At 71.7% G+C, this 11,488-nt stretch carries 12 protein-coding genes; 4 read left to right on the top strand and 8 right to left on the bottom strand.

What is annotated here, in order from left to right:
- Positions 1-12 precede the first annotated feature (12 nt).
- The 5 genes from HDA39_RS14410 to HDA39_RS14390 are packed head-to-tail and all read right to left on the bottom strand — an operon-like array spanning position 13 to position 4,404.
- Complete coding sequence (locus tag HDA39_RS14410; RefSeq protein ID WP_184795725.1) at positions 13-270, bottom strand: WhiB family transcriptional regulator; 258 nt, start codon at positions 268-270, stop codon at positions 13-15.
- 13 nt (positions 271-283) lie between these two features.
- Positions 284-1,138: an ATP-grasp domain-containing protein gene (locus HDA39_RS14405; protein ID WP_184795724.1), complete on the bottom strand. Its 855-nt coding sequence runs from the start codon at positions 1,136-1,138 to the stop codon at positions 284-286.
- A 25-nt stretch (positions 1,139-1,163) separates the two neighbouring features.
- Positions 1,164-2,510 (bottom strand): glycosyltransferase 87 family protein, encoded by a 1,347-nt coding sequence (locus tag HDA39_RS14400; RefSeq protein ID WP_184795723.1) that lies wholly within the window; start codon positions 2,508-2,510, stop codon positions 1,164-1,166.
- On the bottom strand, positions 2,507-3,748 hold the full coding sequence (locus HDA39_RS14395; RefSeq protein WP_184795722.1) for a DUF2064 domain-containing protein: 1,242 nt from the start codon (positions 3,746-3,748) through the stop codon (positions 2,507-2,509). The genes HDA39_RS14400 and HDA39_RS14395 overlap by 4 nt, the downstream gene beginning before the upstream one ends.
- A complete protein-coding gene (locus tag HDA39_RS14390; protein WP_184795721.1) occupies positions 3,745-4,404 on the bottom strand; it encodes a glycosyltransferase in 660 nt (219 codons plus the stop codon). Before HDA39_RS14390 ends, HDA39_RS14395 begins: the two co-directional genes overlap by 4 nt.
- 111 nt (positions 4,405-4,515) lie before the next feature.
- Here HDA39_RS14390 and HDA39_RS14385 point away from each other — a divergent pair, with 111 nt between their 5' ends.
- Both HDA39_RS14385 and HDA39_RS14380 read left to right on the top strand, forming a co-directional pair.
- On the top strand, positions 4,516-5,214 hold the full coding sequence (locus HDA39_RS14385) for a response regulator (RefSeq protein WP_184795720.1): 699 nt from the start codon (positions 4,516-4,518) through the stop codon (positions 5,212-5,214).
- Entirely contained in the window at positions 5,211-6,380 is a 1,170-nt protein-coding gene (locus HDA39_RS14380; RefSeq protein ID WP_184795719.1) for a sensor histidine kinase, read from the top strand. The genes HDA39_RS14385 and HDA39_RS14380 overlap by 4 nt, the downstream gene beginning before the upstream one ends.
- Here HDA39_RS14380 and HDA39_RS14375 read toward each other — a convergent pair.
- Both HDA39_RS14375 and HDA39_RS14370 read right to left on the bottom strand, forming a co-directional pair.
- A complete protein-coding gene (locus HDA39_RS14375; RefSeq protein WP_184795718.1) occupies positions 6,370-7,389 on the bottom strand; it encodes an NAD-dependent epimerase/dehydratase family protein in 1,020 nt (339 codons plus the stop codon). The genes HDA39_RS14380 and HDA39_RS14375 overlap by 11 nt on opposite strands.
- Positions 7,386-8,309: a phosphorylase family protein gene (locus tag HDA39_RS14370; RefSeq protein ID WP_184795717.1), complete on the bottom strand. Its 924-nt coding sequence runs from the start codon at positions 8,307-8,309 to the stop codon at positions 7,386-7,388. The genes HDA39_RS14375 and HDA39_RS14370 overlap by 4 nt, the downstream gene beginning before the upstream one ends.
- A 76-nt stretch (positions 8,310-8,385) precedes the next feature.
- Here HDA39_RS14370 and HDA39_RS14365 point away from each other — a divergent pair, with 76 nt between their 5' ends.
- The gene (locus tag HDA39_RS14365) at positions 8,386-8,874 is read left to right on the top strand and encodes a hypothetical protein (RefSeq protein WP_184795716.1); all 489 of its coding nucleotides are present in this window, start codon (positions 8,386-8,388) and stop codon (positions 8,872-8,874) included.
- Positions 8,871-9,836 (top strand): RNA polymerase subunit sigma-70, encoded by a 966-nt coding sequence (locus tag HDA39_RS14360; RefSeq protein ID WP_184795715.1) that lies wholly within the window; start codon positions 8,871-8,873, stop codon positions 9,834-9,836. Before HDA39_RS14365 ends, HDA39_RS14360 begins: the two co-directional genes overlap by 4 nt.
- Here the strand turns inward: HDA39_RS14360 and HDA39_RS14355 are convergent.
- Complete coding sequence (locus tag HDA39_RS14355; RefSeq protein ID WP_184795714.1) at positions 9,818-11,476, bottom strand: bifunctional 3'-5' exonuclease/DNA polymerase; 1,659 nt, start codon at positions 11,474-11,476, stop codon at positions 9,818-9,820. The two genes, HDA39_RS14360 and HDA39_RS14355, sit on opposite strands and share 19 nt — an antisense overlap.
- Positions 11,477-11,488 lie beyond the last annotated feature (12 nt).

The following is an 11,488-nucleotide window of genomic DNA, read 5'->3' as shown; positions in this document are numbered from 1 at the left end:
AGGGTGTGTCCGTCAGGCGGCGGAGTTGGGCTTGCCGCGGCGGCGTCCTTCGAGGAAGCGTTCGCCGGCGGCGGTACCGGTGAACTTGGTCCGCCGCGCCCACGCGTGGCACTCCGCGAGCACCGGGCACTCGGACAGGCACAGCCGCAGGGCCGCCTTCTGCTCCCACTTGCTCGCCGTCTCGTCGTACGACGTCCCCTGCCCGATACAAGCTGCCCGGCTCATCCACCGGTCAGCAGGATCCACGATCACCGTCAGTGCCGGCCTCATGGCCGAAAGTCTACTAATTCAGTGCACTTACAACGCTCTGTGTCAGATGCTGGTACGCGGCCGGGTGGTCGGGCAGGAAGAGGTAGGGCTCGATGAGTTCGAGCTCCATCAGGAGGAAGCGGCCGTTGGACACGATGCCGTCGACGCGGGCGTACGGCGCGGTGGCGGCGCCGGCGGCGGTGAGGGCGGCGATGGCGCCGGAGAGGATGGCGGGCGAGGGGTCCGCCAGTTCGACGCTGCCGCCGAACTCGTGCTGGACCCGGTAGTCGCCGGCGACCGGGCGCTTGACCACGGCGTGGGAGTAGGCGCCGCCGAAGTACATCAGGGACCACTCGCCGTCGGTCTGGATCTCGGGCTGGAACGGCTGGACCAGGTAGACCGCGTCCGGCAGGTCGTCCATCGCGCGGCTGAGCTGCTCGGAGCCGGCCAGGCCGCGGACCGTGTGCAGCGCGCTGGCGCTCACCGTCGGCTTGATGACGATCTCCCGGCCGGACAGGCCGCCGACGACCTCGCGCAGGCAGTCCCCGGCCGCGACCTGGGACGGCACGATGGCGACGCCGCGCTCACGCAGCTCGAGCAGGTAGGACTTGTCGGCGTTCCAGCGGACCAGTGCCGAGTCGTTCAGCACCCGGACGCCGGCCTTGTCGAGCTGGCCGAGCCACTCGGTGAACTCGAGGTAGCGGGTGTGGTAGTCCCAGACCGACCGCAGCAGGACGGCGTCGTACGACGACCAGTCGACCGACGGGTCGGTCCACAGCTCGGCAACGGGCTCGAGCCCGGCGGTGCGGAGCGCGGTGACGAGCGGGAGGTCGTGCTCGTGCAGGTCCGGGTGCTCGGCGGAGGTCGCGAGAGCGATACGCACGGTCACGCTGGCTGCCTTTCAGGAGGGCCGACTAAGGCCCCGTGGCTGGATTGTCGTCGGGTGCCCGGATCAGTGTCGGAGCGGTGCGGCCAGAAATCAACCGGGAATCCGCGTCCGGACGGTGACGCAGCGTGATCGTTATGACAACGACGGCCAGCGCGCCCAGCTGGATCAGGCCCTGCCGGAGGTCGTGGCCGTAGCTCGCGTAGGACCAGTACGCGGCCAGCGGTACGGCGACCCATTCGATCCGCCCGGCGAGCACGGCGAGGGCGATCAGCGGCAGGCCGTACCAGGGGTACGTCGGGGTCGCGACGAGCAGCGCCGCGCCGTACAGCCAGCAGCAGGTGACGGCCACCGGTTCGCGGCCGTGACGGCGAAGCGCCAGCACCGCCAGCCCGACCGCGAGGACTCCGGCGACGAGCTGACGGGCCTCAGGAGGCAGTACCAGCGCGAGAATCGCGAATCGCGAGCTGCCGTCGGAGAAGCCCTCCTGGTTCAGGTAGCCCGGCAGGAAGCCGACGACCAGCGTGCCGGCGACGGCCAGATGCGGGAGGTAGCTCGCGAGAAAGGTGCTGACGGCAACGAATTTCGGCCGGAGCCGGGGGATCGCGGGCAGCAGGAGCAGCGGGAGCAGCTTGACGGCGCCGGCCGCGCCGAGGAACAGGCCCACCAGCCAGGCGCGACGGCGGGTGAGCGCCACGATGACGAGCAGCGCCGCGAGCACGTCGATGTGGGCCGCGCTGCCGGCCTCCAGCGCGACGATTGGTGACCAACCCCACAGCGCCGCCCAGCGTGGATCACGCCCGCGCCGGCGGAGTTCTACGGCGAGTAACCAGGTGAGGGCGACGGCGATCGCTGCCGCGGCCAGTTGGAGTCCGAGGGTGCCCGCTGACCAGGGAGTGACCAGAGCGACGAGAGTGAAGTACGCCTGCGCGACGGGTGGGTAGATGGTCGGCACTTGGGGGCGGTTGATCCTGGTGCGCGGGTCGTCCTCGAGCGGTGCATTGGCCGTCGGTGGACCAGTGACGCCGCTGCGGTCCTGCGGTGTGAGGCCGGGGAAGAGGATGGGGTCGCGGAGTTCGGCCAGGGCGTCGTCCAGGGGGACATGCGAGTACGGCGAGGAGCCGGAGAGCTGGACCCGGCCGTCCCAGACGTAGCGGTAGGCGTCGGTGCTGGTGATGGGGGCGTGGGTGAGACCGGGCAGTTGGCAGAGAGCGGCGCCGGCTACCAGCAGGAGGACGGACTTGGTGCGGGCGTACCTGAGGAGTACGAGGAGGAGCACGGTGGTGCCGATGAGGAAGAGGTTGGGGTGCCAGTCGTGCGCGGCGGTGACGATGACCGCTGTGCAGCAGGCGACCGCGGCCAGGAGCAGCCTCATCGGCGGAAGGTGAGGAACGCGCGGTGGTTCGTGCGCCAGTCCTCGGTCGGGTGCAGGCCTGCGGCGTAGGCGTGGCGCAGGACGGCCCGGGTGCCGAGACGGGCCCAGGGCAGCGGATGGGACCGGCGGCCCGTGGTCGTGCGGAGGACGATCGGGTGGGTGTCGTCGAGGTCGTCGTCCGGATCGACCTCGACCAGGACGATGCCGTCGGGGCGGATCAGTTCGGCGCAGCGGCGGAGCAGCGACTCGGGACGGCCGCCGATGCCGATGTTGCCGTCCATCAGCAGCACGCTGCCCCACCGCCCTTCGCCGGGCAGAGCGGCCTCTACCGGCCGAAGCAGGGCGGGGGCTCCACGCTTCGTCGTCAGCCGGACGGCCTGTTCGGAGATGTCCACACCGAGTGCCGCGATGCCCTGCTCGGCAAGGGCTGTCACGATCCGGCCCGGGCCGCAGCCGATGTCCAACACCGGGCCTTCGCAGCGGCTCAGCGCCAGCCGGTCCGCCTCGTCGGCCGGAGCAGTCCAGCGGTCCACCTCGCTCAGCGACGGGACCATCCGCCCGTCGGTGCCGGTAGCGACGACCTCCACGCCGTCCAGCGCCCGCTCGAACAGCAGGGTTGGGTGAGCCGATGTCTGCAGCCGCCGGTGCAGCCGCGAGACTCGCAGCTCCGGGTACGCCGCTGCGATGACCGCAGCGTCCACCGGGGTGTCCATGTCGCGCAAGGTCGGCAGCAGCTTCACCTTGTAGCCCAGTGCCTGCAGGCGGATCAGCTGGTCCCGTCCGGTGTGGTCGGTCGACATCGGTACGCCGACCAGCGCCCACCGGTCAGGTGCACGCAGTCCGAGACACCAGTAGCCGCCGTCCTCGGTCAGCCCGAGTACGGCGTCGTGGCCGTCCCAGTCCGCGCCCAGCAGCGCCGGAGTCAGCTGCGGGGTGTCCATGCCGACCAGGAGCATCGGCGACCCGTCGTACGCGTCCTCGAAGGCACCGGCCAGGCGCTCGTCGAGCCCGTTGCCGCGTTGGGTGACGACGGCGTAGTGGTCGGGCAGCCAGGGACCGGTCTCGCCGTCGAGCGCGACGACGTACCGCTGCGCCGGTGTGGCGCTGACGGCGGCCAGGGTGTCGGAGAGCGAGGCCCTGGCGAGCGCGGCAGCCTCCTTCGGGGTGAACTCGGACTGCAGCCGGGTCTTCACCTTGCCGGGCCGCGGCTCCTTGGCGATGACGATCAGCGTGGTCACCGGGCCAGCACCTTCGACATGTCCATCACCGCACGGGCCGCGCCGAGCGGCGTACCGGTGACCTTGGAGCGTCCGGAGCGGGGCAGGTAGTCCACGTCGACCTCGGCGATGCGCCAGCCGGCGTCGGCAGCCTTCACCACCGTCTCCAGCGGATAGCCGGAGCGCCGGTCGACCAGCTGCAGCCCCAGCAGGGCCTCACGCCGGGCAGCGCGCATCGGACCGAGATCATGCAGCTGTACGCCGGTCCGGCGGCGGATGCGGCGGGACAGCTCGGCGTTGGCCAGCCGCAGGTGCCACGGCCAGACACTGCGGCCGACAGGCCGTCGCCGCCCGACCATCAGGTCGATCCGGCCGGACAGAACTGGTGCGGTGACCCGAACCAGCTGGCGGGGGTCCAGCGACGCGTCGGCGTCCAGGAACGCGACCACCTCGGCAGTAGCGGCCTCCAGACCGGTGTGGCAGGCCGCGCCGTACCCGCGGGTCGTGCACGACACCACGGTGGCTCCCAGCTCCGCGGCGATCTCCGCCGAGCCGTCGGTGGAACCGTTGTCCACGACAACAGCCCGTACGCCGTCCGGCAGCCGCCCCAGCACCCAGGGGAGCGCAGCGGCCTCGTTGAGACACGGCAGGATCAGGTCGACCTCGGCAACAGACACCTCTCGACCGTAGGGAGATTTGGGCGGCTTGCGGCGGATCTGGTGGCTACAGGTCGCTTACGGACGGTTCCCGCGGTCGGGCCGGTGCGGCCGACGACCTAGGCTCTGACCGTGGCTACTCGTGTGCTCGTGGTGGACGACGACCCGACCGTGTCGAATGTCGTTTCGGCGTACCTGACCAAGGCCGGGTACGACGCCCGCGTGGTCGCGGACGGTGTGAAGGCGGTGGAGGTCTGGCAGCAGTGGAAGCCGTCGGTCGTCGTACTGGACGTGATGCTGCCCGGGCTGTCCGGCCTGGAGGTGCTGCGCCGGCTGCGCGCTGCCGACGACGGCGCGGCGGTGATCATGCTGTCGGCGCGCGGCGAGGAGGAGGACCGCCTGGTCGGGCTGGAGTTCGGCGCTGACGACTACGTGGTCAAGCCGTTCAGCCCGCGGGAGCTGACGCTGCGGGTGCAGGCCATGCTGCGGCGCGAGGAGCGGCTGGCCGGTCTGGACCTGACGCCGACCAAGCTGCACTCCGGACCGATCATCGTCGACACGGCGGCCCGGACGGCGACGCTGGACGGCGGCGAGCTGTCGCTGACGCACCGCGAGTTCGACCTGCTGGCGTTCCTGGTCGCGCATCCCGGCAAGGCGTACACGAAGGCGGAGCTGCTGCGGCGCGTGTGGGGCTGGGACTTCGGCGACTCGTCGACGGTCACCGTGCACATCCGCCGGCTGCGGGAGAAGATCGAGGCCGACCCGTCCGACCCCAAGCTGGTGCTGACCGTGCCGCGGACCGGCTATCGCTTCGCGGGTGACGCGCAATGAACCGCGACCAGGTCACGATCCTCGCGCTGACGGCGCTGTGGACCCTGGTCGTCGGCGCGATCGGCGCGGCGGTGCTGTGGCAGTTCAGACGGCGCTCGTTGCGGGTCACGATCATCGTGGTGGCCCTGGCTCCGCTGGCGGCCGCGCTGGCAGCGGTCGGGCAGAGCGTGCGGGCGATGTTCATCTCCGCGCACGACTCGCTGGTGGTGCTGTGGACGCTGGCGTTCTCCGGGCTGCTCGGGCTGGCGATGTCGGTGGTGCTCGCGCACTGGATCAGCGCAGGGTCACGGGACGTCGGACGCCGCCTGCGGGACCTCGGTACGTCGTACGAGTCAGTGGGCGTGGCGACCAACGGCAACGTGCCTGCTGAGCTGGCTGACCTGACTGACGAGCTGGAGTCGACCAGGTCTCGCCTGGCGGCCTCCCGCGAGCGAGAGCGTGCGCTGGAGTCCAGCCGGCGGGAGCTGGTCGCGTTCATGTCGCACGACCTCCGTACGCCGCTTGCTGGGCTGCGTGCGCTGTCGGAGGGGCTGGAGGACGGCGTCATCGAGGACGCGCCCGGTGCGCTACGGCAGATGCGGACCACCGTGGACCGGATGACCGGGCTGGTGGACGACCTGTTCGAGCTGTCCCGGCTGTCGGCCGCTCCGCCGCCGCGGCGCCGGTCGGCGGTCAGCCTGCGCGAGCTGGCCGACGACGTGGCGGGGGAGACCTCCGAGCACGCTCGTGCCAAGGGCGTGACCGTGGCCGTGACCGCACCGGCCGACGAAGACCGCCTGGCTGTTCACGGCGACGCGGACGAGCTCACGCGGGCCGTGACGAACCTGGTGGGCAATGCGATCCGCCACACAGCTCCGGGCGGCACGGTGAAGGTGGCGGTCGACCGCGAGGCCGACGGCCGGGTGCGGCTGGCTGTGACCGACGGCTGCGGCGGCATCCCGACCGACGACCTGGAGCGGGTGTTCGACATCGGCTGGCGCGGCGACGAGCAGCGGACGCCCGCCACGACTTCCGCCGACAGCGGCAGCAGCGGCGGGGGTCTGGGGCTGGCGATCGCACGGGGAGTGGTCGAGTCGCACGAAGGCACGATCGCGGTCAACAACGTGCCGGGTGGGTGCGCGTTCAGCATCGATCTGCCGCAGGTGAACACACCCGTCAGCGGGTGACGAGGTCCGCGATGCCGGTGGCGAGGTCGTAGGTCGGCTTCCAGCCGAGGGTGTCGCGCAGACGCTGTGAGCTGGCCGTGATGTGCCGGACGTCGCCGAGGCGGTACTGCCCGGTGACGACGGGCTTCGGCCCGTTGAGGGCCGTGGCCAGCTCGGTGGCCAGGTCCGCGATCGTGTGGACCGTGCCGCTGCCGACGTTGTACGCCGTGAAGGCGGGCGCGTCCTGCACGGTGGTGGCAGCCGTGGTGACCGCGGTGGCGATGTCGTGGACGTGGATGAAGTCGCGCCGCTGCCCGCCGTCCTCGTAGACCCGCGGGGCCTCGCCGCGGGCGAGTGCCGAGCGGAAGAGCGACGCGACTCCGGCGTACGGGGTGTTGCGGGGCATGCCGGGGCCGTAGACGTTGTGGAAGCGCAGCGCGGCTACGCGGCCGCCGGTCTCCCGGGCCCAGGTGGACGCGAGGTGCTCGCCGTTCAGCTTGGTGGTGGCGTAGGTGTTGCGCGGGTCGGCCGGTGCGGTCTCGTCGACCAGGCCGGGGCGCAACTGCTCGCCGCAGATCGGGCAGGGCGGTTCGAAGCGGCCGGCGTCCAGGTCCTCGGTACGGCGGGGGCCGGGGGCGACCAGGCCGTGGCGGTCGCACTCGTAGCGGCCTTCGCCGTACACGACCATGGAGCTGGCGTAGACGAGGTTGCGGACCTTGCTGTGGGCGAGCTGCTTGAGCAGTACGGCGGTGCCGAGGCTGTTGCTCGAGACGTAGTCGTCGATGTCGTCGAGGTCCACGCCGAGGCCGACCTTCGCGGCCAGGTGGATCACTACGTCGACGCCTTCGAGGGCGGCGGCGACGGCGTCGGGGTCGCGGATGTCGCCGACGGTCAGGTCGATCGCGGGTGGGGTGATGTGGACGTCGGGGCGGAGTGAGTCGAAGACGACCGGGTTGTGGCCCTCGGCAAGCAACTGGGTGCGGACGTGCTGCCCGATGAAGCCGGCGCCGCCGGTCAGCAGGACTCTCATCGGGCCGCCTCGGTTGTCCACAGGTGCTCGGCGGCGGTGCCGTCGAGGGAGTGGTGGCAGGTGCAGTCGCCGGTCGGGAGCCGGCCGATCACGTCGGTGAGCAGCGCCTTGAGACGCTCGATGCTGCGGCCGAAGACCTCGAACACCTCGGCCTGGGTGACGCCCTCGCCGGTGGTGACGCCGGCGTCGTGGTCGGTGACGACGGCGACGGAGGTGTAGCACAGCGCCAGCTCGCGGGCGATGGATGCTTCGGGGGCGCCGGTCATGCCGACCAGGGACCAGCCCTGGGCGGCGTGCCACTGGGACTCGGCGCGGGTGGAGAAGCGCGGGCCGTTGATGACGACCATGGTGCCGCCGTCGACGACACCGCCGCTTCCCGCGCTCCCGCTTCCCGCGCTCCCGCTTCCCGCGCTCCCGCTTCCCGCGCTCCCGCTTCCCCCGCTCCCACTCTCCCCGTTCTGGTCCCCACCCCCGCCGGAGGCGGGGACGTTGCCTGCGGCAAGCACTGTCTGGCGGGCGATCGGGCAGTACGGGTCGGCGGGGCTCGTGTGGACGACCGGGCGCGGGTCGCCGTCGTACAGGGTGTGCTCGCGGCCCCAGGTGCGGTCGACGTACTGGTCGGGGACGACGATCGTGCCCGGTGTGAGCTCGGGGCGCAGGGAGCCGACCGCGCACGGGCCGAGGACGTTGCGGACGCCGAGGGAGTGCAGGGCCCACAGGTTCGCGCGGTAGTTGACGCGGTGCGGCGGCAGACGGTGGTCGGCGCCGTGGCGCGGGATGAAGGCGACTTCGCGGCCGTTCACCACGCCGACCACGGGCGGCTCGCTGGGTGGGCCGTACGGCGTCTCGACCGCGACGGGGCGCGCGTCGGCCAGGAACGAGTAGAAGCCGGAACCACCGATCACACCGATCTCTGCCATGCCTTCGAACCTAGGGGGTGGTCGCCGGGCCTTCGGCCGATTCCCGGGGATTGTCAGCGGGCCGTAAGAATGGGGCGTGGAGTTCACTGGCGTCCTGCTGCTGGCCGGCGCGGTCGTGCTGCTGCTGGTGGTCTTCTACGGCAGTTGGACAGCCGGCCGGCTCGACCGGCTGCACCACCGGGTGGCTACCGCGAGGGCCCGGCTGGAGACTGAGCTGGCCCGCCGGTCCGCGCTGGTCGCCGAGCTGGCCGGCAGCGACGTGCTGGATCCGGCGTCCTCGCTGCTCCTGCTGGACGCCGCCCACCGGGCCAGGACCGCGCCGGACGAGGAGCGGGAGCAGCGGGAGTCCGCACTGACCAGGGCGATCGCAGCGACCGGGACTGACGAGCAGCCGTGGGCGGCGGAGCTGGCGGCCGCCGTACGGCGCGTGCAGTTGGCTCGGCGGTTCCACAACGACATCGTGGTGTCGACGCGCAACCTACGGACCCGGCGGCTGGTGACCTGGTTCCGGCTGGCCGGGCACGCGCCGATGCCGAGCACGATCGAGCTGGAGGACGGCAGTTGACCGACTTCATGGCGGAGGCCGAGCGCTACCGGCACGAGCTGCGGGTGCACTGCTACCGGATGCTCGGCTCGTACGACGACGCCGAGGACCTGGTCCAGGAGACCTACCTGCGCGCCTGGCGGGCCCGCGAGGACTTCGAGGGCCGGTCGAGTCTGCGCGCCTGGCTCTACCGGATCGCCACCAACGCCTGCATCGACGACGTACGCCGAGCGCGGGTGCTGCCCTACCAGCTGGAGCCGGAGTCGTTCCCTGCCGAGGCGCTGCCGGCCCGCGACGACCTGCCGTGGCTGCAGCCGTTCCCGGACGTGCTGCTCGACCGGGCCGAGGAGCCGGACGCGCAGGTGATCCGGCGGGAGACGATCGAGCTGGCGTTCCTGACGGCGATCCAGCAGCTGCCGCCGCGGCAGCGGGCGGTGCTGATCTTTCGGGACGTGCTCGGGTGGTCGGCGAAGGAGACCGCTGAGGTGCTCGACCTGTCGGTGGCGGCCGCGAACTCGGCGCTGCAGCGAGCGCGGCCGGTGCTGCGGGAGCACTTGCCGGTACGGCGTACGGAGTGGTCGGCTGATCCCTCGGCTGACGAGCAGGCGCTGGTGGCGAAGTACATCGCGGCCTTCGAGGCGGGGGACGCTGCCGGGCTGGCGGCGTTGATGCACGAGGACGTGCGGGTCAGCATGCCGCCGTACCCGTTCTGGTACAGCGGGCGGTCCCGGGCCGAGCAGGTGTTCGCCGCGAACTTCGCGCCGGCTGGGCCGGTCAACCGGGGGTCGTGGCGGTTCCTGGTGGCCGGGTTGAATCGGCAGCCGGCTGCCGCGGCCTACCTGCGGACGACGGGGGACGACCGCTTCCGGCCGTTCGCGGTGACCGTGTTCCGGGTCGAAGGCGAGCTGGTGGCCGAGATGACCGCGTTCGAGGGCGTGGACTTCGCGCTGCTGGGACTGCCCGCCTACTTGGCGTCGGCGTAGCACTCGACGATCGCGGTACCGAACGGGAAACGGGTCGGCGTCGTCCCGAAGCAGAGCGTGCCGGCCAGGTCGCCGGCGGCCTGGATCGCGGCGGCGACCTGCTCGGCCTCGTCGGCGGGGCAGTGCACGATCACCTCGTCGTGCTGGAAGAAGACCAGCTCGGCCTTGAGCGAAGCGATCGACTGCCGCAGCGCGGCCATCATCAGCACGGCCCAGTCGGCCGCACTGCCCTGGACGACGAAGTTGCGGGTGAAGCGGCCGCGGGCGCGGGCCCGGCGGCCGTCCACCTGCGGCTCGTCGGCGGGTGGCCCCTCCAGCTGGGCTGCGTCGAGCTGCGAGCCGGACGGGGGACAGGTGCGGCCGAGCCAGGTGCGGACCAGGCGCCCCTCCTCGCCGGCGCGGGCGGCGTCGTCGACGTACTGGACGGCCTGGGGGAATCGCTTGCGGAGGTCGGCCAGGTTCTTCAGGCCGTCGCCGGAGGTCTGGCCGTAGATCGCGCCGAGCACGGCGAGCTTGGCCTTCGCGCGGTCGCCGGAGAAGGCGGAGTCCGAGACGGCCTTGTAGAGGTCGGCGGCGTCACCGGCGACCCGCATGAAGGCGTGGTCGCGGGAGATCGCGGCCAGGATGCGCGGTTCGAGCTGGGAGGCGTCGGCGACGACCAGTCGCCAGCCGGGGTCGGCGACGACGGCGCGGCGGATCACCTTCGGGATCTGCAGGCCGCCCCCGCCGTTGGTGATCCAGCGGCCGGAGACGGTGCCGCCGGGGACGAAGCCCGGGCGGAACCGGCCGTCGTGGACCCAGTCGTGCAGCCAGGCCCAGCCGTTGGCGGTGTAGATCCGGTAGAGCTTCTTGTACTCGATCAGCGGCTCGACCGCCGGGTGGTCGATGGTCTCCAGCTCCCAGCGCCTGGTCGAGCTGACCTGGTGCCCGGCCTGCTTGAACGCCTTCAGTACGTCGGCCGGCAGGTCCGGCCGCACGCGGCGGCCGAACGCGGTGGACACCTGCTCGGCCAGCTCGGTCAGGCGGCGTGGCTCGCCGCCACCGGCGTACCGCTCGCCGAGGAGCTCGCTCAGGAGGGCCCGGTGGCTCTCGGCGCTCCAGGGGAGGCCTGCTCGGTCCATCTCGGTGGCGATGAGCCAGCCGGAGGACTCGGACGCGGTGAGCAGGCGCATGCGGTCCGGGTGCTCGGTGTCGTGGTGGCGGCGGAGCTGGTCGGCGTACACGCGGAGGAGTGCTTCGAAGGGGAGTGATTCGGTCTCGATGTCGAAGAGCGAGGACTGCTCGCCGCCTGGCTCGGTGGCGCGCATCGGTGGGTCGGGTGGGACGGGCTGGTTGGTGATGCGGGCCCACGCTGCAGCGGCCGACCGCGGTTCACCCAGTCGGCCGGCATGCCCCAGCAACAACCCTTCAGCCGTCTCGATGTCGTAGCAGCGCTCAACTCGCACCCCCGCGGCTAGTAGGCGGGGGTAGATCTCCGCCGTCGACCTCCAGACCCACCTACTGACTTGGGGACGGGAAGCGACAGCGGTGGCCAGGTCGGCTTCTTGGACGATGTCACCAGCAGGCTGACCGTCCGGGTGGAGGGCGACGAGCAGCGCACCGCCGCCTTCAGCCGGAGCAATCGCCCATCTCTCGTCCACAACAGGATCTTC

This window comes from Kribbella italica, from assembly GCF_014205135.1.
Taxonomy (GTDB): Bacteria; Actinomycetota; Actinomycetes; order Propionibacteriales; family Kribbellaceae; genus Kribbella; species Kribbella italica.
The sequence above is the reverse complement of the archived record's forward strand: the minus strand, read 5'-3'. Positions and strand labels throughout refer to the sequence as shown.